Raw genomic sequence first — 25,419 nt, 5'->3', positions numbered from 1 at the left:
TGACAAGCCAGCACAAATCCAGACACATCAAGGGAGTCAGCGAACGATGGCGTACTCCGTCACATTGCCGGAGCTCGGTGAGAGCGTCACGGAGGGCACCGTCACCCGGTGGTTGAAGCAGGAGGGTGACCGTGTCGAGGTAGACGAGCCGTTGCTGGAGATCTCCACCGACAAGGTCGACACCGAGGTCCCCTCCCCGGTCGCCGGCACGGTGCAGAAGATCAGCGCGCAGGAGGACGAGACGGTCGAGGTCGGCGGCGTGCTGGCGATCATCGACGACGGCTCCGGCTCCGGCGCGGCCGACACCGGGCAGCCCGAGCAGTCACAGCAGTCCGAGCCGCAGGCGGCCCCCGAGCCGGAGCGGCAGCCGGCACCCGAGCCCGAGCCCGCACCGCGGGAACCGGCCCCGGCGGCACCGGCGGCGCAATCCTCGTCCGGTGACGGCGGCTCCGCCTCCGGCACCTCGGTCACTTTGCCCGAGCTCGGCGAGAGCGTGACCGAAGGCACCGTCACCCGGTGGCTCAAGCAGGTCGGCGACTCGGTCGAGGTGGACGAGCCGTTGCTGGAGATCTCCACCGACAAGGTCGACACCGAGGTCCCCTCCCCGGTCGCCGGCACGGTGCTCGAGATCAGCGTGGCCGAGGACGAGACCGTCGAGGTCGGCGGCCAGCTCGCGGTAATCGGCGCCGCCGGTTCCGCCCCGGCGAAGCAGGAGCAGGCCCCGGCGAAGGAAGAGCCCAAGGCGGCCCCGGCGCCCGAACCTGCCCAGCAGGCCAGGCCAGAGCCGACGCCGGAACCCGCTCCCGCGCCAAGGCCAGAGCCCGAACCGGCCAAGCCCGCCGCGGCGGCACCCCCCGCGGGGTCCAGCTCGGATCCGCAGGGCACCGGCCCGTACGTGACCCCGTTGGTTCGCAAGCTGGCCTCGGAGCACGACATCGACCTCAACGCCCTCACCGGCAGCGGGGTCGGCGGCCGGATCCGCAAGCAGGACGTGCTCGCGGCGGTCGAGGAGAAGCAGAAGCAGCCCACCCCGGCGGCCCCTGCGGCTCCATCAGCACAGTCGAGCGCTCCGGCCGCGGCCTCCGCGCCGGCGGCACGGCGGTCCTCCGAGCCGTCGCCCGAGCTGGCCGCGCTGCGCGGCACCGTGCAGAAGGCCAACCGGATCCGGCAGATCACGGCCACCAAGACCAGGGAGTCGCTGCAGATTTCCGCGCAGCTGACCCAGGTGCACGAGGTCGACGTGACCAAGATCGCCAAGCTCCGGCAGCGGGCGAAGGCGGCCTTCAAGGAGCGCGAGGGCGTCAACCTGACGTTCCTGCCGTTCTTCGCGAAGGCCACCGTGGAGGCGCTGAAGCAGCACCCGAACGTCAACGCCTCGTACAACGAGGAGACCAAGGAGATCACCTACCACGGTGCGGTCCACCTCGGTATCGCGGTGGACACCGACAAGGGCCTGCTCTCCGTGGTCATCCACGACGCGGGTGACCTCAGCCTCGCCGGGCTGGCGCACAAGATCGCCGACCTGGCGGCGCGGGCCCGCGGCAACGGGATCAAGCCGGACGAGCTGACCGGTGGCACCTTCACGGTGACCAACATCGGCAGCAACGGGGCGCTGTTCGACACCCCGATCATCGTCCAGCCGCAGTCCGGCATGCTGGGCACCGGCGCGGTGGTCAAGCGCCCGGTGGTGATCGCGGACGCGGACGGCAACGACACCATCGCGGTCAGGTCGATGGCGTTCCTGCCACTGACCTACGACCACCGGCTCATCGACGGTGCCGACGCTGGCCGGTTCGTCACCACCATCAAGCAGCGCCTGGAAGAGGGCAACTTCGAGGACGAACTCGGCCTCTGACCCCTCCCCCGCGACAAGTCCGTGAAGGGCCCCTTGCCTACTTTGAAGGTAGGCAAGGGGCCCTTCACGGACTTACGGGTACCCGGGGTGCGGGGAAGGGTGGGGTAGGCAAGGGTTGGGAGCATGCGCGTACTCATCGCCGGGGCCAGCGGCCTGATCGGAAACGCACTCAGCACGCGGCTGCGCGAGTCGGGGCACGAGGTGCGCCGGCTGGTGCGGCGGGCGCCCGGAACACCGGACGAGTACGGCTGGGACCCGCCGGCGGGCCGGATCGACGACGGCGCCTTCAGTGGGGTCGACGGGGGCGGCGGGGTAGGCGCGGTGGTGAACCTGTGCGGCGCGCCGCTGTTCCCGGCCCGCTGGAGCGCCGCCCGCAAGCAGGTGCTCCTGGACAGCCGGGTGGGGCCCACCGAAGTACTCGCCGAAGCGGTCGCCGAGCACGGCGTCCCGGTGCTGCTGAACGCCTCCGCGGTCGGCTTCTACGGCGACGGCGGCGCGCGTGAGCTGGACGAGTCGGCGCCGGCCGGTACCGGTTTCCTCGCGGACATGTGCGTGGCCTGGGAAGCCGCGACGGCACCCGCCGAGCGGGCCGGGGCCAGGGTGGTGCGGCTGCGCACCGGGCTGGTGCTCTCCGGCGACGGCGGCCTGCTCGGCACCCTCAAGCCGCTCTTCCGGCTGGCGCTGGGCGGGAAGCTCGGCAGCGGCACGCAGTACATGCCGTGGATCAGCCTGGCCGACGAGGTGGCCGCGATCGGGTTCCTGCTGGAGCACGACTCGATCTCCGGCCCGGTGAACCTGACCGGCCCGGCCCCGGCCACCAACGCCGAGTTCACCAGGGAATTCGGCCGGGCGCTGCACCGGCCGTCGCCGTGGTGGGTGCCCGGGCCGGCGCTGAAGCTGGTGATCGGCCAGGCCGGTGCGGAGATGGCGCTGTACGGCCAGCGCGCGCTGCCGCGAGCCCTGACCACGGCCGGGTTCCGGTTCGCCCATCAGGACCTGCCCTCGGCCCTCTCGGCGGCCCTGTGACGGTGCCGAAGGTGCGCTGGGTGGTGCTCGGGGTCGCGCTGCTGACCCTGTTCCTGACGCTCGGGCTGCTGGTGAGCGGTCATCCTCCCGGGGTCGACCTGGCGGTGCGCAACTGGCTGAGCGGGCAGGCGGGGGCACCGGCGGGGCGGGTGGCCGCCGCGGTGACCGACGTGTTCGGTCCCGTCCTGCCGATCGTGTTCGGCGCCGGGCTGGCGGTCGCGGCCGCGGTGAGCTGGCGGCTCGGCGTCCGCGCGCGGGCCGGGGTGCTGCTGCGCACGGCGGCCGTGCTGGTGCTCTGCCGGCTCACCAGCCTGGTGGCCAAACCGCTGTTCCTGCGGGACCGGCCGCGCGAGTACCCCGACCTGAGCTACCCCAGCGGGCATGTGACGTCGGTCGCCACCACCGGCTTCGCCGCCGTGCTGCTCTGCGTCTGGCTGGCACCGGCGCTGGTCCGCCGGGTGGCCGTGCTCGCCGCCGCGGCGACCGTGTTCAGCGCGGCGAACCGCCTGGTCCTCGGCGTGCACTGGCTGACGGACACGATCGGCGCGGTGCTCGGCGTGCTCGGCGTCGGCCTGCTCGCCGCTGCCGTCCTCGGCCTGCTTCCCACGCCTTCGCACCGGATACCGGTGACCGGCCGGGCGGCGTAACCTCGCTCTGGTGAGCTCTTCAGCCGTGACCTGCCGCGCCAGCACCGAACCGGTGGACGTCCGCCCGATCGGCACGATCGACTACCTCGAGGCGTGGGAGCTGCAACGCCGGCACGTCACCGCCCGCGCGGACGGCGAAGGCCCGGACACCATGCTGCTGCTGGAGCACCCCTCGGTGTACACCGCCGGCAAGCGCACCGAGCCGGCGGACCGGCCCACCGACGGCACCCCGGTGGTCGACGTCGACCGCGGCGGCAAGATCACCTGGCACGGGCCGGGCCAGCTGGTCGGCTACCCGATCGTCAAGCTCGCCGACCCGATCGACGTGGTGCACTACGTGCGACGGCTGGAAGAGGCGCTGATCCACGTCTGCGAGCTGTTCGGGGTGCACACCGGACGGGTGGAGGGCCGGAGCGGGGTCTGGATCCCGGCCGACGATCGCGGGCGGGAACGGAAGATCGCCGCGATCGGCATCCGGGTGCAGCGCGGCGTGACCATGCACGGTTTCGAGCTGAACTGCGACGCGGACCTCAGCGCCTTCGACAAGATCGTGCCCTGCGGGATCTCCGACGCCGGGGTCACGTCGCTGTCCGCCGAACTGGACCGTCAGGTCACCGTGGCCGAGACGCTGCCGGTGGCAAGGGACGCCGTGCTGGCCGCGCTCGAAGGGCGGCTGCCGGTGCGCGATGACCGCTGGCTGCCGCGGCCGGAGGAGCCGTCCGCGCCGGGCGTTACTTTCGCACTTCAGTCCTGACCTTTCCGACATTCACCGACAAAAACCCGCCTGGAGTCTTGACCTTCGCATGCCCGCCTCTGTCTAATTCTGTTTGACTTTGTGCGAACGTGGAGGTTTTCGATGCGTTGGCTGCGTGTTCTTGCTCCGCTTTTGTTGGTCGCGTCCCTGCTGGGTGTCCCTTCCGCGGTCGCCGCGCCGGCTCCGCCCGACGCGTACGCCTATCTCGACAACCCGCGGATGACCGGCGAGGGGCAGCAGGCACCGCACGCCGAGCTGCGTCCCTACGCCGACGAAGCCTCCGCCGCGAAGCGCGCGGAGCAGACGCCGTACACGCTCGCCCTGGACGGCCAGTGGAAGCTGGACATGTCGGACCGGCCGCAGGACGTGCCCGCCGGCTTCTACGGCGCGGACTACGACGTCAGCGCCTGGCCGGACGTGTCGGTGCCGCACACCTGGCAGACCGACGGTCTCGACCACCCGATGTTCCGCAACATCGCGACCGAAATGGTGCCGGACGACCCGCCGCGCGCACCCCGTGACGTGAACCCGACCGGCGCCTACGCCCGCGACTTCGAGCTGCCCGCCGACTGGCAGCCCCGCAGCACCTTCCTGCGGTTCGAAGGCGTCACGTCCGGCTTCTTCGTCTGGGTCAACGGCCAGTACATCGGCTACGACCAGGGCGGCTACGTGCCGGCCGAGTTCGACCTCTCCCCGGCGCTGCACCCCGGAAAGAACCGGATCGCGGTGCAGGTGCACCGCTGGGGCTCCGGGTCCTACCTGGAGGACTACGACCAGTGGCGCTACGCCGGCATCTTCCGCTCGGTGTGGCTGTACTCCACGCCGAACAGCTATCTGCGCGACGCGACCGTGCGGGCCGACCTCGACGAGAACTACGCCGACGCCACCCTGACCACCGAGATCTCCTTGGCACGCAAGGAGAACGGCCCGGCCGGCCGGCATACCGTGACCGGCAGCCTGCGGGACGCGAGCGGGCGGGAAGTGGCCAGCAGCACCGGCAGCGCGGACCTGTCCGGCACGAGCGCCGAGGTGACCCTGTCCACCCCAGTGCGCGCGCCGGCGAAGTGGACCGACGAGACGCCGAACCTCTACACCCTGGTGCTCTCGCTGACCGGCCCGGACGGCCGGGTCAGCCACGTCACCAGCGAGTCGGTGGGCTTCCGCGAGATCACCATCAAGGACAAGCAGCTGCTGGTGAACGGCGAGCGGGTGCTGCTCAAGGGCGTGAACAGGGCGGAGACCGACCCCGACCACGGGCGCCACGTGCCAAGGGCACGGCAGGAGCAGGACGTGGCGCTGATGGAGCAGCTCAACGTCAACGCCGTGCGCACCTCGCACTACCCGTCCGACCCGTACTTCTACGAGCTCGCCGACACCCACGGGCTGTGGATCGACGACGAGGTGGACATCGAGACACACAACCACGAGAGCTGCCCGAACGACTGCCTGGCGGAGAAACCGGAGTGGCGCGACGCGTTCATGGAGCGCTTCATCGCCATGGTGCAGCGCGACAAGAACCATCCCAGCGTGCTGATGTGGGACACCGGGAACGAAGCCGGGCTCGGCGCGCACCACTACGAGATGGCCGAGTGGGCCAAGAAGTTCGACCCGTCCCGGCCGCTGTACCACCAGTCGAACTCGCCGGACGGTGACGCGCCGTTCGCGGACGTCTGGGGGCCGCGCTACCCGTCCCCGGAGAAGTTCGCGGAGCAGGCGAAGAACACCACCAAGCCGCTGATCTTCGGCGAGTACGCGCACGCGATGGGCAACAGCCTCGGCAACTTCCGGGAGTTCTGGGACATCATCAGGGCGAACCCGGCGACCCAGGGCGGGTTCATCTGGGACTGGGCCGAGCAGAACATCCGGCAGCGCGTGCTGAGCACCCCGGACTCGTCCGGCAACGACATCATGGCCCACCTGTCCGGCCTGCCCGAACTGGTGGACGGCCATCGCGGCAAGGCGATCTCGCTGTCCGGCCTGGACGACTTCGTGGAGGTCTACCGGGACCGGAAGCTGGACCTCACCGGCAAGGCGCTCACCCTGGACGCCTGGGTCAAGCCGGCGAAACCGTGGGCGGGCCGCTACAGCTTCGTGTCCAAGGGCGATCACCAGTACTCGCTGCAGATGGTCGACGAGCAGACCCTGGAGTTCTTCGTCCACAGTGGAACCTGGCGGGCGGTTCAGGCCAAGGTGCCGCCGGGCTTCTACGAGAACTGGCACCGGGTCAGCGGGACCTACGACGGTACCGCGCTGCGGCTGTACATCGACGGCGCCGAGGTGGCCAGCGCGCCGTTCGACGGCCCGATCGACGCCTCCTCCGGCGAGGTCAACATCGGCCGCAACTCGGAGCTGTCCTGGAGCGACCCGAGCAGCATCGGCAGGCTGGCCAACACCGCGGTGGACGACGTGCGGATCTACGACCGGGCGCTGCCCGCCGCCGAGCTGGGCACCGGCACGGCACCGTCGGGCAACGCCGTGCTGGCACTGGACTTCGACCGGGTCGAGGACAAGGGATCGCACCTGTCCTACGGCGCCAGTCTGTCCGGTGTGGACGGTCTGATCGGCGCGGACCGGTTCCGACAGCCGGAGACCGCGCAGCTCGCCTGGGCGCACCAGCCGATCCGGTTCGGCTGGTCCGGCCATCCGGACTCGAAGCTGGCCGTGCACAACGAGCGCCAGTTCACCGGCACCGACGACCTCCGGCTGCGCTGGAAGGTGACCGAGGGCGAACGCACGATCGCGTCGGCCGAGGAGCCGCTGCGCGTCGCGGCCGGGGAGACCGCCACCTTCACCCCGCCGATCCCGGCCAACCCCGGGAACGTGGAGCGGTTCCTCACCGTGGAGGCGGTGACCACGCGCGCCCAGCCGCTGCTGCCGGCGGGGCACGTGCTCGCCCACGACCAGTTCTCCCTCGGCGGCGAGAACATCCCCGGGCTCGGCGGCGCACCGCAGGCGGGACAGGTGCGGACCGCGGAGCACGAGGGAACCGTGTCCGCCAGCGGGCGGGACTTCGAGTACACAGTGGACAAGAAGACCGGTGCGCTGGCGTCGATCAAGGCACGCGGCACGGAACTGCTCGAAGCTGGGCCGAAGCTGGACGCCTGGCGGGCGCCGATCAGCAACGAGACCTTCAACTGGGGCCGCGCCGAAGGTGAGGACTGGCGCAAGGCCGGCCTCGACCGGCTGGAGACCACCGCGAAGTCGGTGCGGACCGAGCCCGAGCCCGGCGGCGGGGTCCGGATCGTGGTGGACAGCACGGTCGCCGCGCCAGGCCGCACGGACGCCTGGTTCGACCAGACGATGACCTACCGGATCGACCCGGCCGGCGGGCTCGGGCTGGACCACCGGGTGAGCCCGCAGGGCGGCATGCGGAAACTGCCGTACCTGCCCAGGATCGGCGTCTCACTGGCGCTACCGGACCGTTTCGACAAGTTCTCCTGGTACGGCCGCGGCGAGCAGGACAGCTACAACGACCGCAAGGACGGCACCCCGATCGGGGTGTACACCAGCACGGTGGACGAGCAGTACGTGGACTACTACCGGCCGCAGGACCACGGCAACCACACCGACACCCGGTGGACCACGCTCTCCGACGGCCGCGACGGGCTGCTGGTGGGCGGGGCGAACGACGTGAGCGTGACCCCGTACGACGATCTGGACCGGGCGGCCTACCCGTTCCAGCTACAGCGGAACGACGGCTGGGTGACCCTGCACGCCGATCACGCGGTGACCGGCGTCGGCGACACCCCGAACCCGGTGCGCGAGCGCTACCAGGTCAAGGCGGACGCTGACTACTCGTACTCGCTGACGATCCGCCCGCTCACCAGTGCGGAAGCCGCCCGCTGACCGTCCCTCAAGGCCACCTTTGTTACCTCTGAGGTAGCAAAGGGGCCTTGTGGGGCAAGCTGCGCGGCTCAGCCGAGCTGGGGGACGACCTCGGCGGCGATGAGCTCGAGGTGGTCGAGGTCGGTGAGGTCGAGCAGCTGCAGGTAGAGGCGGCTGACGCCGGTCTCCTCGCGCCACTGGCCGATCTTCTGCACCACCTCGGCGGGAGTGCCGGCCAGGCCGTTCTGCCGCAGCTCGGTCACGTCCCGGCCGATCGCGTCCGCCCGGCGGCGCACCTCGGCTTCGTCGCGGCCGATGGCGACCACCTGCGCGACCGAACGGAGGATCTCCTTCGGGTCGCGGCCCGCCTCCCTGGCGGCCGCGTCCACCCGCTCGAACTGGGCCAGCGCGGTGGCGCGGTCCACGAACGGCAGGTTGAACTCGTCCGCGAACCGGGCGGCCAGCGCCGGGGTGCGCTTCTTGCCGGCACCGCCGATCAGCACCGGCGGACGTGGGCGCTGGGCCGGCTTGGGCAGACCGGGCGCCTCCGCCAGCCGGTAGTGCGCACCGTCGAAGGAGAAGGTCTCCCCCTCCGGGGTCTCCCACAGGCCGGTGATGATCTCCAGCTGCTCGGCGTAGCGGTCGAACCGCTCCTTGATCTCGGGCAGCGCCAGGCCGTAAGCGGTGTGCTCGGCGTCGAACCAGCCGGAGCCGAGTCCGAACTCGACCCGACCGCCGGACATCTGGTCCACCTGCGCGACCGAGATCGCGAGCACCGACGGATGCCGGAAGGTGGCCGCGGTGACCAGCGTGCCGAGCCGGATCCGGGAGGTTTCGCGGGCAAGTCCGGCCAGGGTGATCCAGGCGTCGGTCGGCCCCGGCAGGCCGGAGGCCGAACCCATCTTCAGGTAGTGGTCACTGCGGAAGAAGGCGTCGTAGCCGGCGTCTTCGGTCGCCTTCGCGACCCGCAGCAAATCGTCATAGCTGGCCCCCTGCTGGGGCTCGGTAAAGATCCTCAAGTCCACCCGGACGAGCGTAGTCGCGGCGGGGTCAGCCTGCCCGCCCGCCGGCCGGGTCCTCCGCCCGCGGGCAGCGGATGCGGTCCAGCAGCTGAATGATCACCGCTTCCACCTCGGCACCGGCCTTCTTCTGGTCGCTGGCGCCGGCGATCAGGGTGGCCGCCGCGGAAAGCGCGCCGTAGAGCAGCCTTGAGGTGATCTCCACCGGTACCTGGTCCACTTCGCCCGCCGCGATCAGGTCGTCCAGGCTGGAACGGATCAGGCCGAAACTGAAATGATCCTCAGCTTCACGCCACCGTTCCCAGCCCATCACCACCGGTGCTTCGTGAATCGCTATCCGTTGGTAGGAAGGGTCGAGGCAGCTTTTGATAAATGTTCGTAAACCCGTCAGCGCGCGTTCCCAAGGAGACCCCGGTCCGCGCATTATCTTGGCCAGGCGGTCGAACACCAGGGTTTCCACCTCGTCGAAGGCGGCTTCGAAGAGTGCCTGCTTACCGCTGAAGTGGTGGTACAGGGCGCCTTTGGTCACCCTCGCGCGCTTGGCGATCTCATCCAGTGAGGTACCCGCGTAACCACGCTTCGTGAATAGCTCGACCGCACTGTCCACGAGTGCGGATCGGGTGGACTCCGAATAGTCGACCCGCCTGGACCTCATTGTCGCCACCCTCACAAGCTTACGCCACGGACACTGCCCATACCCGTGGTATGTTGGGCGTGTCAGGTCCGTACCGAGAGTATGCCGCAAACCCGCGGTATGACTCGGATCACGGAAGGGGATTTAGCCATGAGCTGGAACGACTTCTACCGACGGCGGGACGTACTGGAGGCCGTGCTGCGCCAGGCCAGGCACAATCCGGCCGGCTCGCTGCCCTTCGCCGAGGTGCCCGGCGCCGAAGAGGCCTTCGGTACTCGAGAGAACTTGCTGCTGGCGCTGCACTACAAGTGGACGCAGCTGCTCAGCGGTCACCTGCGCGCGGGGGTCGCGGGGCCGGAGGACGCGGACGGCGTGCCCGGCGGGAATGACATCGACCACGTGGACGCCGTGTCGAACGCGTGGCGGACCGCGGTGCGGGACAACGAGACGCTGCGGGCCGTCCTGGACGCGCACGCGGACCGGCTCGGCCCGGTGCGCGAGGCGGAGCAGCGGATGCTCGCGGTCACCGCGGGACTCGCCGAACCGCACGAACCGGCCGCCGAGGCGACCAAGGTGGGCGCAGCCTTCGAAACCCTGCTGCGCAACGGTCCCGCCAAGCCGGCCCGCCGCCGCAACCCGGTCGGGCACCTGCTGCGGCTGCTCGCGCCGAGTGCCTGAAACCCGGTGACGCGCGGGTATGGCGTGTAGTTAGCTGAGCGCCATGCTCGCGCCGAAGTGGACAGAGGACCGGATTCCGGACCAGACCGGCCGCACCGCACTGATCACCGGCGCCAACTCCGGGCTCGGCCTGCGCAGCGCCGAGGTGCTCGCCGCCAAGGGCGCGCGCGTGCTGCTCGCCTGCCGCTCGGCCGAGCGCGGGGAACGGGCGCTGCGGACGGTCGGCGCGGTGGCCACCGGTGCCGAGCCCGAGCTCGTCCGCCTCGACCTCGCCGACCTCGAGTCGGTCCGGCTGGCCGCGAGCTCGGCGCGCCGGCTATCCGGGGACGCGCTGCACATCCTGATCAACAACGCCGGTCTGCTGCCGGGCAGCGAGGGCCGCACCGCAGACGGGTTCGAGCTGGCGTTCGGCACCAACCATCTCGGGCACGCCGCGCTGACCTGGCTGCTGATGCCCGCGCTGCGGGGCGCCGGGCACGCCCGCGTGGTCGCCCTGTCCAGCGTGGCCGCCGTGGCCGCGCGGGGTGAGCTCACCGACCTCGGGTTCGAGCACCGCCGGTACCGACCCGACCTCGCCTACGGCAGGTCCAAGCTGGCGACCCAGGTATTCGCGCTGGAGCTCGACCGCAGGCTCCGCGCTGCCGATGAACCCGTGCTCAGCGTGGTCAGCCAACCCGGTTACGTCGCCACCGGGCTGGTCCAGGCGCTGGCCTACTCGCTCGGCAACCCGGTGCTCGGCGCCGCGATGAAGGTGGCGGGCCGGCTCGGTGACCTGCTGATCGCCCAGGACGTCCGCGCCGGCGCGCTCCCCCAGCTGTGCGCGGCCACCGACGACGCGATCAACGGCGGCGACTACCTCGGCCCCGACCGGCTCCGCGGGCTTCGGGGTCACCCCGCCGTGCATCCCCCGCTCGCCGCCGCGCTGGACCAGCGGCTCGGCACCGAACTGTGGGAGCTCACCGCCAAGTTGACCGGCGTCACCCCCGATCCCAGGTGAGGCTGCCGGCCGCTCCCGCGGGCGTAGGCTCGGGGACGTGAGTGCCTTGCCTGAGGGGCGGAAGTTGTTGCGGCTTGAGGTTCGTAACAGTGAGACGCCGATTGAGAAGAAGCCGTCGTGGATTCGGACGCGGGCGCGGATGGGTCCGGAGTTCACGGAGTTGAAGGGTCTGGTGCGTCGTGAGGGTTTGCACACGGTGTGTGAGGAGGCGGGGTGTCCGAATATTTATGAGTGTTGGGAGGATCGGGAGGCGACGTTCCTGATTGGTGGGGATCAGTGCACGCGGCGGTGTGATTTCTGTCAGATCGATACGGGTCGTCCGGCTGTGTTGGATCGTGCTGAGCCGCGGAAGGTTGCGGAGTCGGTGCAGGCGATGGGGTTGCGGTATTCGACGGTGACCGGTGTCGCCCGCGACGACCTGGCTGACGGCGGCGCGTGGCTCTACGCGGAGACGGTGCGCCAGATCCATGAGTTGAACCCGGGGACGGGGGTGGAGTTGTTGATCCCGGATTTCAACAACGACCCCGACCAGCTGCGAGAGGTGTTCTCGTCTCGGCCTGAGGTGTTGGCGCACAATGTGGAGACGGTGCCCCGGATTTTCAAGCGGATCCGTCCCGGGTTCCGGTACGCCCGGTCGTTGGCGGTGTTGACCGCGGCGCGTGAGGCGGGGTTGGTGACGAAGTCGAACCTGATCCTGGGCATGGGCGAAACCCCCGACGAGGTCACCGCGGCGATGCGGGATCTGGTCGAGGCGGGCTGTGAGATTTTGACGATCACGCAGTATCTGCGGCCCTCACCGCGGCATCACCCGGTGGAACGCTGGGTCAAACCCGAAGAGTTCGTGGAACATTCGCAGGCCGCCGAAGCCATGGGGTTCGCGGGGGTGATGGCCGGGCCGCTGGTGCGCTCGTCCTACCGGGCCGGGCGGCTGTATGCCCAGGCCAAAGCCCACCGCGGCGAAGCCCTACCCGAACACCTGCACCACCTCACCCAAGCCGGACCCGCCACCCAAGAAGCCAGCAGCCTGCTCGCCCGCCGCTCCTGACGTTCCCCAAAGTCCGGGTAATCCCCTGACGAAAGTCCACCGCGCACCCGATAACGTCCCCGATAGGGTGAAAAAGGTCAGGACGGACATAGCGCTCGTCCGCCGACCACAGGGGCGAGCGAGAGCTCGGTGGCAAGAACAGGGGACTATTCGTGGCGTTGGTGACCGACATCCTGGAGTGGCTGCAAAGCCTCCCGCCTGCCGGCGTAGTGACCGGAGCGGGCCTGCTCGTCTTCGGCGAATGCACACTGGGGCTCGGCTTCATCGCCCCTGGGGAGACCGGACTGTTCATCCTGGGCACCACCGCGAACAGCGTGCCCAAGTTCCTGATCATGTGGCTGGTCACCACGGTCTGCGCGGTGGCGGGTGACTCCGTCGGCTACCTGATCGGGAAGAAGTTCGGCCCGAAGATCCGCCAGACCAAGCTGATCCAGAAGCACGGCGCGAACGGCTGGGACAAGGCCACCGACGTGCTCCGCAGGCGCGGCGCCTGGGCGGTGCTGATCGCGATCTTCGTGCCGGTGCTGCGCACCCTGGTGCCCGCCGCCGCCGGCGCGTCGGGCCTGGCGTACCGGAAGTTCCTGCCCGCGGTGACGGTCGGCGCGGCCGGCTGGTGCGCACTGCACATCGGCATCGGCGCGGCCGCCGGCGAGGCGGCCAAGCAGATCGAGAGCGTGGTCGGCACCGGCAGCTACGTCCTGCTCGGCGCCATCGTGCTGATCGCCGGCGCGCTGTTCCTGCGCAAGCGCAAGCGCGCCAAGGCCGAGGCCGCCGAGGCTCCCGCCCCCGCCGAAGCCACCACCGGCAGCTGACCCGGCATGCAGCGAAGGCCACCTTGCCTGCGTCCAACGCAGTGAAGGTGGCCTTCGCTGCGTCCGGCTACTTGGTGGAGGGCAGGTAGCGGCGGCTGAGGTTCGCCGAGTCGGACGCACCGGCGGTCCAGTGCGCGATCCACGGGCCGGTGCCCTCGCTCGGGTCCAGCACGCCCTGCTCGAGCCAGGTGTAGCGGCCGTCGAGCACCTGCGCGGCCAGCCGATCGTCCAGCGAATCGGTGTTCTTCCACAGGTCCTCGAACAGTCGCTCCACCCGCAGCCGCGACTGACGGCAGAAGGCTTCGGCGAGGTCGTAGGCGGTGCGGCCGAGCTCCGCGTCGTCCGCGCGCTGCATCTCGGCCCGCACGCAGGCCGCCGACATCGCGAACAGCTCGGCCCCGATGTCCACCACCCGGCTGAGGAAGCCCTGGCGCTTCTCCAGGCCGGCCTGCCAGCGGGCCATCCCGTAGAAGGTGGACCGCGCGAGCTTGCGCGCGTTCCGCTCGACGTAGCGCAGGTGCTGGCCAAGCGAACCGAACTCGCGGTACGAGGTCGGCACCTGTCCAGGGCCGGAAACCAGCTGCGGCAGCCACTTCGCGTAGAACCCGCTGGCCGCGGCCGCCGCCTTCGCCTTGCTCTTGATGTCCGCGTCGAGGTCGGCGAGCGCGCCTGCGGCGGACAGGTGCGCGTCCACCGCCTCCCTGGCGATCAGCAGGTGCATGATCTCCGTGGAGCCCTCGAAGATCCGGTTGATCCGCAGGTCGCGCACGATCTGCTCGACACCGACCGCGCGCTCGCCGCGGGCGGCCAGCGACTCGGCCGTCTCGTAACCCCGGCCGCCGCGGATCTGCATCAGCTCGTCCGCCACCAGGCAGGACATCTCGCTGGCCCACAGCTTCGCCAGCGCGGCCTCGATCCGGATGTCGTTGCGGCCCTCGTCGCTCATGTGCGCGGACAGGTCGAGCACGCTCTCCAGCGCGTAGGTGGTCGCCGCGATGAACGAGATCTTCTTCGTCACCGCGCCGTGCCTGCCGACCGGCTTGCCCCACTGGACCCGCTCGTTCGACCACTCCCTGGCGATCTTCAGACACCACTTGCCGGCACCGGCGCACATCGCCGGAATGGACAGCCGCCCGGTGTTCAGGGTGGCCAGCGCGATCTTGAGGCCCTTGCCCTCGCCGCCGACCACGTTCTCCTTCGGCACCCGCACGTTGTGGAAGCGGGTGAGGCCGTTCTCGATCCCGCGCAGGCCCATGAACGCGTTGCGCCGCTCCACGGTGATCCCCGGCGAGTCGGCCTCCACGATGAACGCGGTGACCCCGCCCCGGCGATCGTCGGACTTGGGCACCCTGGCCATCACCACCAGCAGCTCCGCGACCACCCCGTTGGTGGTCCACAGCTTGACCCCGTTCAGCTCGTAGGCCTCGCCGTCCTCGGTCGGCACCGCCGAGGTGGCCAGCCTGGCCGGGTCCGAGCCGACGTCCGGCTCGGTGAGCAGGAACGCGGTCACCGCGCCCTTGGCGCAGCGCGGCAGGAACTCGGCCTTCTGCTCCGGGGTGCCGGCCAGCTTCAGCGGTTCGGGCACGCCGATCGACTGGTGCGCGGACAGCAGCACGCCGAGCGTCGGATGCACCGACCCGACCAGCATCAGCGCCTGGTTGTAGGCCACCTGGGTCAGCCCGAGCCCGCCGTACTCCTCGGGGATCTTGATCCCGAAACAGCCCAGCTCGGCCAGTCCTTTGACGTACTCGTCCGGGATCTTCGACTCGCGCTCGACCACCGTGCCGTCCAGGCCGGCGCAGTACTCGCGCAGCGCGGTCAGGAACTTCTCCGCCTTGGCGGCCGCCTCGCCGGTGGGCCGGGGATGCGGGTGCACCAGGTCCAGCCGGAACCTGCCGAGGTAGAGCTCCTTGGCGAACGACGGCTTCTGCCAGCCGCTCTCCCTGGCCTCCTCGGCGACCGCGCGGGCTTCCTTCTCCGTCACCTTGGGTTGATCAGCCACAAGAGCCTCCTCGTCGACGGTCAAGCCTCTGTGACGAGTGTTACCCATAAGTAGACGAGGTGGAACCGGTAACCGGGCGGAATCGGGGCCACCCGGCTACCGGCGGTCTACTTTGCGCTGATCAGCGGCCCGCCCGGCGGCGCAGCACCAGCCAGCCGACCCCGGACAACGCGATCAGCAGCCCGGCACCCGCGCCGAGCAACATCGACGATCCCGGCTGCTCGGTCACCGCGGCCGCGTCCACCTGCTCGGCACCGCGCGGCTGGTAGCCGCCGAGCATGCCGTCACGGACGTAGGCCGAACCGGGCAGCTTGTCGCCGTACTGACCGTTCACCAGCTGCTGGTAGCCGGCCACCGTGGTGCCGGCGCCGACCTGCTGACGGGCGGTGTCGTTGAGCGGGAGCACCTGGCCGTCGCGCACCCGGTACCAGGCGTTGATCTGCGGCTCGGTGAACACCAGGTCAGCGCCGGCTTCGGCCGGGTAGGTGACCTCTTCGGTGCCGGTGGTCAGGTTGCTGGCCTCCCAGCCGCCCGCCTCCCTGGTCAGCCAGACAGTCGCGGCCTGGCCAGCGGCCGACTCCGCCTTGACGGACAGATAGCCGAACTCCGCCACCGACGCGTCCGCGGCACCGGCCACGAACCGCGGGTTCAGCGAGTACACCTTCAGCGGCGTGCCGACCAGCCGGGGCGCCTTGGTCGCCGAGGCCGCATCGACCTGCTGCCGGCTCAGCGAGCCGCCGTCGCGCTGGTCGAGCTGGACGAAGAAGTGCGCCAGCTTGGTCGCGGTGTCCGGCGAAGCGGCCACCTGCTGGGCGGCGGCCACCTCGGCGCCGGTCACGTCTGTCACGTCCATGGGCTCGCCCGAAGCGGGCGTGATGCCGAACAGCACGGTGGCGCCCAATCCGGCGGTGCCGATGACGAAAGCGCGAGTCGCTCGGGGGAACCTGCTCATCGTGCTCACGCTCCGATCCGGTAGAGCGAGCCGCCCCATTGGAACTGGCTGTTACGGACATAGCTGTTGTAGGACATGGAGCTATAGCGCGCGCTTTGTGGCCACGGGTCGCCGTAATACATCATCTGGGTGGCCGCGTCATAACCGTGGATCACCTGCGCGTGGCCGCCGCCCGCGGTCCAGTAGATGCCGGTCTCGATCGGGCGGTTGCCGTCGATCTCGCTACGCACCGTGCTGAAACCGATCGCGCCGGACGTGACACCGGGGCTCACGCCGATGCCCTGCAGACCACGCTGCGCATCGGTCAGTTCCGCCGGCTGGTTCGGGCACCGGGTGCCCTGCGGGTAACCGCGGGCGTAGTTGCAGAAGTCGTTCTGGCTGGTGCTGGTGCCCTTGCCGAGGTACCGGCCGATGGTCAGGCCGCTGGCCGCCCAGCACCACTGGTTCTGTTCCTGAACGAGCTGGTTGATCTGCAGGGTGGCGGCGATCCGCATGTCGTCCGGGGCGACTTCCGTCGCGGCCGTGGCGGGGGGTGCCGCGACAGCCGCCGTGGCGGCCAGACCGGCGCACAGCAAGCCGATCCGGCGTGCCCGGCTGACGGGCTCTTTCACCTTGGGGGAACGCATTTGTGCTCCTTCCCGGCCGGCATCGTCGCCGACCGGCTGACACCTCGGCGCAGGGCAGGAAGGGAGGTGGCGCAAGCGATGGGCCGGCGCCTCAAGCGGCGAGGATCTTCATAGCTTCATTCCCTCACCAGATCAGGGGTAATCCCATCGGGCATAACACGGGCGTTATGCCACCAATCGAACACGAAGAGTCGCTAGACGCCCGCGTCGGCCAGCACCGCGTCCAGCTCGGCGTGCGCCTCGGGGTGCGCGTCCCACCATTCCCGGAACAGCGGATTTCTGTCCACAGTGGACCGATAGGCCAGCGCCACGCAGAGAAAGACCTGGTCCATCAACGGAAGCAGCGCGTCATTGGCGCGCATCGCGAAGAGCAGGCTGGTCTGGATCGGGTCCTCGCGCAACGGCAGCGCCCGCAGCCCGTGCGGCGGAGCGGAGGCCGCCTGCGCCAGGCAGACCGCACCCTGCGCTATCAGCGTGCCCGCGGTACCTGCCTCGGACGTGTAATGCCGCACCCTCGGCGTGAACCCGGCGGCCGCGCAGACCGCCTGCAGCCGGTTGCGCACCGCGTTCTCGTGCGGCGGCGGCAGGATCCAGTCGCAGTCGGCCAGGTCGCGCAGGTCCACGGTGTCCTCGTGGATCGCCGGATGCCCCTCGGCGATGCCGACGAAGATCGGCTCGGTGGCCAGCTGCCGGACGGTCAGCCCGTCGTAGTGATGCGCCTCCATCCCGTCGAACCGCTCCAGCAGCGCGACGTCGACGCGGCCGGTGGAGAGCAGCTTGAGCAGCATCACCGCGGCGGGCTCGCCCCAGGTCTGCACGTCCAGCGTGCTCAGCCGCTGGTGCAGCTGGTCGATCAACCCGCCGATCATCAGCAGCGGCACGTAGCCGACCCGCAGCATGGACGGTTTGGCCGCCTCCCCGTGCTGCCTGGCGGACACCACCAGCGACTGCATGTCGGCGAGCAGCGCGTCCGCCCGGTTGAGCACGAACCCGCCCAGCGGGGTCGGCCTGCTGCCGTGCGGGCCGCGTTCGAACAGCTCGCCACCGAGAATCTTCTCGATCCGTTTGAGCTGCGCGGTCAGTGCGGGCTGGCTGATCCCCAGCAAGGTCGACGCCTTGCTCACACTGCCGGTCGCGGCCACCGCGCGGACCGCGCGCAAGTGCCGTAGCTCCAGCTCGGCCATCGAATCAGGCTATCCACCGGATGGCGGCATGGGGACCCGCAATTGGTCTTTTCCTTGACCGGGATCCGGTCCGGGCAGGCCCAGCACCGGAATGCGCGCCGAAACCGGGGTCCCGTTCTGGTGCACGTCGGTGTAACCGCCCGCAGCCTTGGCCCGCTGGTAGGTCAGGGTCAGCAGGGCCGCACCGGGGTCACGGAGGCGCACCGTGACGCGGCCGCCTTCGACGGTGGCCGTGCCCGCGGACGCCGGCTTCAGCTCGGCCCGCACCCGGTTGAGCGGATCGGTGAGGTCGAAGGCCGCGCCCGCCGCGGAGGTCACCTCGATCGTCGTCCCGCCCGTCCCCTGCGGCGGCACGCGGAGCAGCCGGTCCCCGGTGCGCAGCCGGAAGGGCGCCACCCCCGGCGGTATCGGCCGGTCCGAGGTGGTGCCGTCGATGGTCAGCCGACCCGCCACCGGGCCCAGCCGCAGCCCGGCCGTGTAGATCCGACGAGAATCCACTGTGGACGGACGGCCGTGGTGCACGTAGTACTGGCGGCGGCCGTCCGGCGAGGAGACCATGCTGCCGTGCCCGGTGGAGTACAGGTGCTCGGCGGGATCCTGGGACAGCACCGGGTTCGCCTCGCTCTTGCGCCACGGGCCCAGCGGGCTGTCCGAAACCGCGTAGCCGACCCCGTAGAACTCGTTTTCGTAGTTGTTCGCCGAGTAGGTCAGGTAGTAGACCGCACGGCGGTGCACCCCGGTGCCGGTGTAGGTCTTCACCGTGGTCGAGCCCTCGGCCCAGCGCCGGTCCTTCTTCGCACCGCCGGTCTTCGCGTAATCGTCCACATGCGCGTTCTCCCAGTCCTGCTTGTCCGCGCCGTAGGACAGGATCGGGGTGAAACCGTCCTTCCTGGTGCCGGGCGGGTCGCCGGGGGCCAGGTTCCGGTTTCGGTAGGGCGGCTGGACGGCGGGCATGGTCGCGCCCAGCGGGTCCTGCCACCAGTCTCCGGTGAGCTCGACCGCGTAGATGTTGGACTCCTCCACGTATTTCCCCAGGTCGTGGTCCCAGACCCAGTTCCGGTAGGCGTTGCGGGAGAAGTAGAGGTAGATCCGGCCGTCGTCGTCGAAGAACACGTTCGGGTCGATGAACGGCAGGTAGGTGCCCAGCGGGGCGGTCTCGCCCTCGGCCAGGGTGGCCGGCGGCTTCTTCTGCTCCGCGTCCATGATCAGGTTGACGTCGTGGTAGTCCGGGTCATACGGGAAATAGTCGATCGGCCCCGCCGCGATGTTGGTGAACGGGCCCGCCGGTGATTTCGACACCGCGACCCCGACCTTGGACGCCTCTTCGAAATCCGGGTACTTGAAATGTTCCGCGACCCCGGTGTTCATCCGACCGGAATAGAACAGGAAATAGACTCCGGTCCGTTCGTTGAGATAGACCTCCGGCGCCCAGAACCAGTCGTGCGCCCAGTTCCCCGGATCATCCGCGCGCAGCGCGCCGCCGGGCAACCGCTCCCAGGTGGCCAGGTCCGGCGACCGGTAGACGCCGAACTGGTAGCCGGGGTCGGCGCCTTCGGTCGAGTAGGCGTAGTAGTAGCCACTGGCCTTGTCGAAGCGAACGTACGGGTCCGCGCCCGGGGTCTTCGCGTCGTTGAAATAGGTGGCGTCCGTGCGAGTCCCCGCGCCGGCGGCCTGTGCGATACCGGGCACGAGCCCGGACAGCAGCATGAGCACGAACATCACGGGAACGATCTGAGGACGTTTCCGCACGAGGCCTACCACCTGTTCGACTTTGTCCAACTCTGTTCGGTTTCGGTCACTGTTGCCCGGTGGCGAGTCGACTGTCAAGCGCCAATCGGGCGAGCACTAGATTCGGTGCCGGACGTACCGAATCGCCCCGGAGGGAAACCGCCGAATGCCCGAGACCACTACGCTGCCGGCCGCGTCCAAAGCGTCCACGGCGCTGCCCCGGCCGATCGGCTTCGTCCTCGGCGGCGGGGGCAGCCTCGGCGCGATGCAGGTCGGCATGCTGCGGGCGCTCGCGGAGGCCGGGATCGCCCCGGATCTGCTGACCGGCACCTCGGTCGGTTCGCTGAACGCCGCGGTGCTCGCGCGGTACGGCAAGGAACCCGAAGAGTCCGCGCGGCGGTTGCAGGCCATCTGGCAGCACATGACCAGGCACGAGGCCTTCCCCGGCGGGGTGCTGAGCCAGGTGCGCACCCTGCGGCACAGCAGGACGAACCTGTTCCCCAACACCGGACTGGCCGCCATCATCGCCGAGCACCTCGGCGCGGGCACCACCTTCGACGACCTCTCCGCCCCGCTGGGCGTGGTCACCACCAAGGTGGACAACGCCGAACCGCTGCTGATCCGTTCCGGCGAACTGCTGGCGCCGTTGCTGGCGAGCTGCGCCATCCCCGGCATCTACCCGCCGGTCGAGCACGATGGCGGGCTGCTCTACGACGGCGGGCTGGTGGCGAACGTGCCGATGCGGCAGGCGCTGGCCATGGGCGCCAGGTCGCTGGTCGTGCTGGACTGCGCGTTTCCGGGGCAACTTCCGGCGCCGCCGCAGACCTTCGCCGAGGTCATGATGTTCACCGCGATGGTCAGCATGCGGAACCAGGCCGTGCTCGAAGCCCCGCTGGCCGCGGCCGAGGTGCCGGTGGTCTACCTGCCGGGCCCGGCGCCGATGCGGCTGAGCCCGCTGGACTTCAGCCGGACCGAACAGCTCACCGAGCAGGCGTATCTGGCCGCGCGGAACTACCTGGCGGAGCTCATCGTGCACGGGCCCGGGCTTTACGGCGGGCCGGGACTGGTCGCCCCGACCGGTCGGTGACGCACACCACTCGGGCACAACAATCCCGGCAAAAGGACGTCTGTTCCATCGCGTAGTTTTGAGGCAGACGCCCGAACCCCGACATTCCAAAAAAGAGACCACATGTTTCCCAAGAACAATTTACTTTCACGCGGCGGCCGTACCATCGCACTGGCCGGGCTGCTGGCCGGCGCGCTCGCTCTGACCGCTTGTTCCGGCGCCGAGCAAAAGGGCGGCGACGCCGGGCCGGGGAACATCCCGGGCAGCTCGGTGAAGGTCAGCATCGAGCCGAATGGTGACAACGTGAACCCGGCCGTCCCGGTCAAGGTGCATGCCACCGGAGGCACCCTGACCGAGGTCGCGGTGTCCAACACGGCCAAGGAGAAGAAGGTCGCCGGCGAGCTCTCCCCGGACCGGACCACCTGGACCTCGACCGAACCGCTCGGCTACGCCAGCACCTACGCGGTGCTCGCGCACGCCACCGACGGCAGTGGCAAAACCGCCGAGCAGCAAGGAAAAATCAGCACGCTGGCGCCGAAGCAGCAGGCTCAGCCGAACCTGATCCCGGCACCGTCCGCGGTGGCTTCGAGCGGGGTCGGAGTCGGCCAGCCGATCGTGTTCAGCTTCAACCAGCCGGTGCAGGACAAGGCGGCGGTGGAGAAGCAGCTCTCCGTGGTCTCCCAGCCGGCGCAGGAGGGCGGCTGGTACTGGATCGACGACAAGAACGTGCACTACCGGCCCAAGGAATATTGGCAGGCCGGCACCACGCTCACCGTTTCCGCGAAGGTCTACGGCCTCGATTTCGGCAATGGTGTCTACGGCGCCTCCGATCGCACGGAAACGTACAAGGTGCACGATTCCTGGGTGGCGAAGGCGGACGGCGGCACCGAGCAGATGCAGATCTTCCACAATGGGCAGAATGTGAAGACGATGGACATTTCGATGGGCAAGGACGCGACGCCCACCCATCTCGGCCCGCACGTCATTTCGGACAAGCACGAGAACTACACCATGGACTCCTGCACCTACGGCGTGTGCAAGGGCCAGCCAGGTTACTACCGCTCGAACGAGCGCTGGTCGCAGCGGATCTCCAACGACGGCGAGTTCGTGCACGAGAACCCGGCCAGCGTCGGCCAGCAGGGCAGCACGAACGTCTCGCACGGGTGCATCAACCTCAACGGCGAGAACGCGAAGTGGTTCTACCAGAACCTCGGCCTCGGCGACGTGGTCGAGGTGACCAACTCCGGCGGACCGCAGCTGCCGCTGTGGGACCTCTACGGCGACTGGTCCCTGTCCTGGGACAAATGGCAGGCCGGCAGCGCCCTCAAGTAACCAGCGCCCTCAAGTAACCAGAGGTCACGGCTCGACGGGGTGGCCCTTGGTGGCGATCACGGTGGTGGCCACCAGTGCGGCCGCGATGACCGCGGTGAAGTGCACCGGGGCCGGGGAGAAGGTGGAAGCCAGCACCAGCACCGCGGCGGCAGGGAAGCCGATCGCGATCGGGCGGCACTCGTTGCCGGGGCCGATGTGCAGCAGCCAGACCGACAGCAGGTAGATCGCGACCGGCACGGTGATCGCCAGCGCGGCGGCCAGCGGTGCGGTGTGCTCGGTATGGGAGTCGAAGCCGACGGCGATCTCCATCCCGGCACCGACCGCGGCTGCCGAGGCGAAGATGAAGTAGTGCCCGTAGCCCCAGGTCACCGCCGAGCGCAGGGACGTCAGGCGGTGGTGCGCGGGCTGGTCGAAGTACAGCCACCACAGGGAGAACACGATGACGAGGCCGGCGGCAGCCAGCGAGATCAGCCCGCCGACATTGTGGCCTTCGTCGAGTCCCTCGCGCACCGCGGCGGTGGCACCGATCACCGTCTCACCGAGCACGATGATGGTGAACAGCCCGTACCGCTCGGCGATGTGGTGCCGGTTCCAGGTGGTGCCCGCCGCGCGCTCGGCCCAGATCGGGCCGGCCAGCTCCAGCACCAGGAACAGCAGGAAACCCGGGATCTGCAAGGAATCGGGGAAGAACAGCCAGCCGATCCAGCAGAGCTGGACGAAGGTGATGCTCGCCGCGTAGCGCAGGGCGGTCGGCCGCCGCTCGCGGTCGGCCCGCGCGGCCCGCAGCCACTGGTTGACCCCGGCGAGGCGCATCAGCACGTAGCCGATGACCAGGATGGTGAAGTCCTTCTCGTAGGCGCTGCTCACCCCGGCCGCGATCACCAGCCCGCCGGCGATCTGCACCAGCACGGCCAGCCGGTACGGCACGTCGTCGGTGTCGTAGCTGGTGGCGAACCAGCTGAACTGCAGCCAGGCCCACCAGATGGCGAAGAAGACCATCAGGAAACCGACCACGCCGGAGACCGCGTGGTTCTCCGCGAAGGCGTGGTGCAGCCCGGCCGCCGCCTGGCCGACCGCCACCACGAAGCAGAGGTCGAACAGCAGCTCCAGGGTGGTCGCCGCGCGATGCTCCTCGTCCCCGCGGGCGACCATGGGCCGGTACCAGACCCGGACGCGGTGGTGCGGGCGGACGGACTCCTGGGGCATCGGGCCTCCCCTTCGACTCGGCGACCCGGCCATCTCAACACGACAGGCCCGCGACGGCGAGCGGGCACGCCACCGGCTCACCCAAGCTGTTCCACAGTGGACTCGAGTGGCGCGACCGCGCCGGAGGAGTACTGCGCGGGTGGGCCCGGTTCCCCCTCACCCGGGCCCACCCGCGCTACCGCCTTCGGTCCGCCACCCGGACAGTCCCGGCCGCTCTCATTCCGTCGCCGCACGATCCCCCGCGGACGTCGACGACGTGACCCTGAGAGGTCACCGCCTGTATCTGATACGCGTACGTTTCACATACTCACGGTGATCCCGCCCTGGATCCCATCCCCGGACCCGTCAGGCGGGATTGCCACTGTAGGTAGCCAATTACCTGTAACGAAGGCTAAACAAGGTGTACCTGGTCGCTCTGAGTAGCACCAGCACCTTTAGTCGCCTATCACCCAGATGGAGTAGCAACAACTACACCACGCGACAATCCACTACCTTACGCGTGAGTATTTCAGGTCCGTTGGATATCCGCCGACGCTGCCTCCTCGGCCCGCGCCTCCCGCTCGGCCTTGGACAGGCGGGCCGAAGATCGCCGCCGGCGCCCGTTCAGCTCCACCACGGCCAGCACGAGCGCCACCGCCACGAAGGCCGTCGAGCAGTACATCGCCACCGCCAGTGCCCGAGGAAAGTCTCCACCGGTGGTCGAGACCACCCCGTGGAAGACCGAGGCCAGCACCGCGGCCCCGAGCGCGGTGCCGATCCGCTGCCCGGTCTGCAGGGCGCCGGCAGCCACCCCCGCCATGTCGCTCGGCACGCACTCCAGGGTGAGCGTGGTGTTCGGGGAGATCACCATGCCGCCGCCGATCCCGGCGAACAGCAGCGGCAACGCGATGGCGAACCCGGCGTCGTGTGCGGGCACCAGCGCGACCACGATCGCGACCGCCACCAATCCGAGCCCGACCATGCTCAGCCCGACCACGGTCAGTCGGCGGCCCCAGCTCTCGATCAGCCGCCCGGACACCGTGGCGGCAACCGCCGACCCGAGCGCGAACGGGGTGACCGCCAGCCCGGACTGCAGCGGGCTGTAGCCGAGGCCCTGCTGGAAGAACATCGCGAAGACCAGCCAGATCCCGGCGAACCCGCAGAAGTAGATCGCGCCCAGCGCGGCCCCGAACGCATAGCCGGGGGTACCGGTGAACAACCGGACGTCCAGCAGCGGCGACCGTCCCCGCCGCACCATCCGGCGTTCCCAGCGCACGAACACCGCGCCCAGCACGAAGGCCAGCGGGAACAGCCACCACAGGGTGCGCAGGCCGCCCTGCGCGGACTGCACCAGCGGCAGCAGCACGGCCAGCACCGCCAGCCCGAGCAGCAGCACCCCGAGGAAGTCGATCTCCGAGCGCAGCGGGGTGGACCGGGGCGGCGCCTTGGGCAGCAGCTTGGCGGCCAGCACCAGTGCGAGCACGCCGATCGGCACGTTCACGAAGAACACCCAGCGCCAGCCGTCCTGCTCACCGAACACGGCCAGGATCCCGCCGCCGAGCACCGGCCCGATCGCGGTGGAGATGCTGACCACCGCGCCGAACATGCCGTAGGCCCTGCTCCGCTCGGTGTCACGGAAGAGGTCCTGGATCAGGCCGGTGTTCTGCGGGGTGAGCAGGCCGGCGGTGGCGCCCTGCAACAGCCTGGCGGCGATCATCAGCTCCGCGCTGGGCGCCGCACCGGCCAGTGCGCTGGTGAGCACGAACCCGGCCAGCGCGATCAGGAACATCCGGCGCCGGCCCAGCGCGTCACCGAGGCGGCCACCGGAGACCAGCATCAAGCCGAAGGTGAGCGCGTAACCGGAGACGATCCACTGGATCCCGTCCGGCCCCACCCCGATCCCTCGCTGGATCGACGGCAGCGCCACGTTCACGATGCTCACGTCGAGCAGGCTCATGAACCCGGCGGTCAGGGTCACCGCGAGTGCCCGCCAGCGCTGCGGATCCGGGTGGTACTCCTGGCTCTCGGTGGTCTCCTGGCTAGCGGTCACCC

The 25,419-nt window shown here is 69.8% G+C and carries 20 protein-coding genes; 11 read left to right on the top strand and 9 right to left on the bottom strand.

The genetic code is table 11. The features are described from left to right. The first annotated feature begins 46 nt into the window (after positions 1-46). From sucB to AMYNI_RS0128190, 5 genes are all read left to right on the top strand, one after another. A complete protein-coding gene (gene sucB, locus AMYNI_RS0128210) occupies positions 47-1,855 on the top strand; it encodes a 2-oxoglutarate dehydrogenase, E2 component, dihydrolipoamide succinyltransferase (protein ID WP_020671436.1) in 1,809 nt (602 codons plus the stop codon). A gap of 123 nt (positions 1,856-1,978) precedes the next feature. Continuing rightward, on the top strand, positions 1,979-2,881 hold the full coding sequence (locus AMYNI_RS0128205; protein ID WP_020671435.1) for a TIGR01777 family oxidoreductase: 903 nt from the start codon (positions 1,979-1,981) through the stop codon (positions 2,879-2,881). Further along, entirely contained in the window at positions 2,878-3,528 is a 651-nt protein-coding gene (locus AMYNI_RS0128200; protein ID WP_020671434.1) for a phosphatase PAP2 family protein, read from the top strand. Before AMYNI_RS0128205 ends, AMYNI_RS0128200 begins: the two co-directional genes overlap by 4 nt. Before the next feature lie 10 nt (positions 3,529-3,538). Then, entirely contained in the window at positions 3,539-4,282 is a 744-nt protein-coding gene (gene lipB / locus AMYNI_RS0128195) for a lipoyl(octanoyl) transferase LipB (protein ID WP_026361036.1), read from the top strand. A gap of 102 nt (positions 4,283-4,384) precedes the next feature. Next, a complete protein-coding gene (locus AMYNI_RS0128190) occupies positions 4,385-8,128 on the top strand; it encodes a glycoside hydrolase family 2 TIM barrel-domain containing protein (protein ID WP_026361035.1) in 3,744 nt (1,247 codons plus the stop codon). 68 nt (positions 8,129-8,196) lie between these two features. Here the strand turns inward: AMYNI_RS0128190 and AMYNI_RS0128185 are convergent, their stop codons facing one another. Beyond that, positions 8,197-9,132, bottom strand: a complete 936-nt coding sequence (locus AMYNI_RS0128185) for an LLM class F420-dependent oxidoreductase (RefSeq protein WP_026361034.1) — start codon at positions 9,130-9,132, stop codon at positions 8,197-8,199. Positions 9,133-9,157: 25 nt separating this feature from the next. Then, a complete protein-coding gene (locus AMYNI_RS0128180; protein ID WP_020671430.1) occupies positions 9,158-9,781 on the bottom strand; it encodes a TetR/AcrR family transcriptional regulator in 624 nt (207 codons plus the stop codon). 129 nt (positions 9,782-9,910) lie between these two features. On the opposite strand from AMYNI_RS0128180, the gene AMYNI_RS0128175 reads away from it, so the two are divergent. The 4 genes from AMYNI_RS0128175 to AMYNI_RS0128160 all read left to right on the top strand — a co-directional run bounded on the left by AMYNI_RS0128175 (position 9,911) and on the right by AMYNI_RS0128160 (position 13,292). Then, on the top strand, positions 9,911-10,438 hold the full coding sequence (locus tag AMYNI_RS0128175) for a hypothetical protein (protein WP_020671429.1): 528 nt from the start codon (positions 9,911-9,913) through the stop codon (positions 10,436-10,438). A gap of 43 nt (positions 10,439-10,481) precedes the next feature. Further along, positions 10,482-11,435 carry an oxidoreductase gene (locus AMYNI_RS0128170; RefSeq protein ID WP_020671428.1) on the top strand — a complete coding sequence of 318 codons (954 nt, stop codon included), beginning with the start codon at positions 10,482-10,484 and terminating at the stop codon, positions 11,433-11,435. A 37-nt stretch (positions 11,436-11,472) separates the two neighbouring features. After that, the gene (gene lipA, locus AMYNI_RS0128165; RefSeq protein ID WP_026361032.1) at positions 11,473-12,480 is read left to right on the top strand and encodes a lipoyl synthase; all 1,008 of its coding nucleotides are present in this window, start codon (positions 11,473-11,475) and stop codon (positions 12,478-12,480) included. A 152-nt stretch (positions 12,481-12,632) separates the two neighbouring features. Beyond that, complete coding sequence (locus AMYNI_RS0128160) at positions 12,633-13,292, top strand: DedA family protein (RefSeq protein ID WP_020671426.1); 660 nt, start codon at positions 12,633-12,635, stop codon at positions 13,290-13,292. 67 nt (positions 13,293-13,359) lie between these two features. Here AMYNI_RS0128160 and AMYNI_RS0128155 read toward each other — a convergent pair whose 3' ends face one another. The 5 genes from AMYNI_RS0128155 to AMYNI_RS45525 form a co-directional block, all read right to left on the bottom strand. Further along, entirely contained in the window at positions 13,360-15,294 is a 1,935-nt protein-coding gene (locus AMYNI_RS0128155; protein WP_020671425.1) for an acyl-CoA dehydrogenase family protein, read from the bottom strand. 121 nt (positions 15,295-15,415) lie between these two features. After that, positions 15,416-16,246 (bottom strand): hypothetical protein, encoded by an 831-nt coding sequence (locus AMYNI_RS0128150; protein ID WP_157357502.1) that lies wholly within the window; start codon positions 16,244-16,246, stop codon positions 15,416-15,418. A 5-nt stretch (positions 16,247-16,251) separates the two neighbouring features. After that, on the bottom strand, positions 16,252-16,872 hold the full coding sequence (locus tag AMYNI_RS0128145) for a papain-like cysteine protease family protein (protein WP_020671423.1): 621 nt from the start codon (positions 16,870-16,872) through the stop codon (positions 16,252-16,254). Between the two features lie 194 nt (positions 16,873-17,066). Then, on the bottom strand, positions 17,067-18,056 hold the full coding sequence (locus AMYNI_RS0128140; RefSeq protein ID WP_020671422.1) for a LysR family transcriptional regulator: 990 nt from the start codon (positions 18,054-18,056) through the stop codon (positions 17,067-17,069). 9 nt (positions 18,057-18,065) lie between these two features. Next, on the bottom strand, positions 18,066-19,775 hold the full coding sequence (locus tag AMYNI_RS45525) for a glycoside hydrolase family 43 protein (protein ID WP_020671421.1): 1,710 nt from the start codon (positions 19,773-19,775) through the stop codon (positions 18,066-18,068). A 175-nt stretch (positions 19,776-19,950) separates the two neighbouring features. On the opposite strand from AMYNI_RS45525, the gene AMYNI_RS0128130 reads away from it, so the two are divergent. Further along, the gene (locus AMYNI_RS0128130; protein WP_020671420.1) at positions 19,951-20,871 is read left to right on the top strand and encodes a patatin-like phospholipase family protein; all 921 of its coding nucleotides are present in this window, start codon (positions 19,951-19,953) and stop codon (positions 20,869-20,871) included. A 102-nt stretch (positions 20,872-20,973) separates the two neighbouring features. Continuing rightward, complete coding sequence (locus AMYNI_RS0128125) at positions 20,974-22,182, top strand: L,D-transpeptidase (protein ID WP_020671419.1); 1,209 nt, start codon at positions 20,974-20,976, stop codon at positions 22,180-22,182. Positions 22,183-22,206: 24 nt separating this feature from the next. Here AMYNI_RS0128125 and AMYNI_RS0128120 read toward each other — a convergent pair whose 3' ends face one another. Both AMYNI_RS0128120 and AMYNI_RS0128115 read right to left on the bottom strand, forming a co-directional pair. Beyond that, positions 22,207-23,388 carry a low temperature requirement protein A gene (locus tag AMYNI_RS0128120; RefSeq protein ID WP_020671418.1) on the bottom strand — a complete coding sequence of 394 codons (1,182 nt, stop codon included), beginning with the start codon at positions 23,386-23,388 and terminating at the stop codon, positions 22,207-22,209. A 508-nt stretch (positions 23,389-23,896) separates the two neighbouring features. After that, entirely contained in the window at positions 23,897-25,417 is a 1,521-nt protein-coding gene (locus tag AMYNI_RS0128115) for an MFS transporter (protein WP_020671417.1), read from the bottom strand. Positions 25,418-25,419 lie beyond the last annotated feature (2 nt).

It is taken from the genome of Amycolatopsis nigrescens CSC17Ta-90 (genome assembly GCF_000384315.1).
In the GTDB taxonomy this organism is placed as follows: Bacteria; Actinomycetota; Actinomycetes; order Mycobacteriales; family Pseudonocardiaceae; genus Amycolatopsis; species Amycolatopsis nigrescens.
Note: the sequence above shows the minus strand (reverse complement) of the source record. Positions and strands in the feature narration are given on the sequence as shown.

Bases quoted from the DNA above. Each gene is read 5' to 3' on its own strand.
- sucB (WP_020671436.1), top strand. From the start codon at position 47: ATGGCGTACTCCGTCACATTGCCGGAGCTCGGTGAGAGCGTCACGGAG.
- AMYNI_RS0128205 (WP_020671435.1), top strand. From the start codon at position 1,979: ATGCGCGTACTCATCGCCGGGGCCAGCGGCCTGATCGGAAACGCACTC.
- AMYNI_RS0128190 (WP_026361035.1), top strand. From the start codon at position 4,385: ATGCGTTGGCTGCGTGTTCTTGCTCCGCTTTTGTTGGTCGCGTCCCTG.
- AMYNI_RS0128180 (WP_020671430.1), bottom strand. From the start codon at position 9,781: ATGAGGTCCAGGCGGGTCGACTATTCGGAGTCCACCCGATCCGCACTC.
- AMYNI_RS0128175 (WP_020671429.1), top strand. From the start codon at position 9,911: ATGAGCTGGAACGACTTCTACCGACGGCGGGACGTACTGGAGGCCGTG.
- AMYNI_RS0128170 (WP_020671428.1), top strand. From the start codon at position 10,482: ATGCTCGCGCCGAAGTGGACAGAGGACCGGATTCCGGACCAGACCGGC.
- AMYNI_RS0128150 (WP_157357502.1), bottom strand. From the start codon at position 16,246: ATGAGCAGGTTCCCCCGAGCGACTCGCGCTTTCGTCATCGGCACCGCC.
- AMYNI_RS0128145 (WP_020671423.1), bottom strand. From the start codon at position 16,872: ATGCGTTCCCCCAAGGTGAAAGAGCCCGTCAGCCGGGCACGCCGGATC.
- AMYNI_RS0128140 (WP_020671422.1), bottom strand. From the start codon at position 18,056: ATGGCCGAGCTGGAGCTACGGCACTTGCGCGCGGTCCGCGCGGTGGCC.
- AMYNI_RS45525 (WP_020671421.1), bottom strand. From the start codon at position 19,775: ATGTTCGTGCTCATGCTGCTGTCCGGGCTCGTGCCCGGTATCGCACAG.
- AMYNI_RS0128130 (WP_020671420.1), top strand. From the start codon at position 19,951: ATGCCCGAGACCACTACGCTGCCGGCCGCGTCCAAAGCGTCCACGGCG.
- AMYNI_RS0128125 (WP_020671419.1), top strand. From the start codon at position 20,974: ATGTTTCCCAAGAACAATTTACTTTCACGCGGCGGCCGTACCATCGCA.
- AMYNI_RS0128120 (WP_020671418.1), bottom strand. From the start codon at position 23,388: ATGCCCCAGGAGTCCGTCCGCCCGCACCACCGCGTCCGGGTCTGGTAC.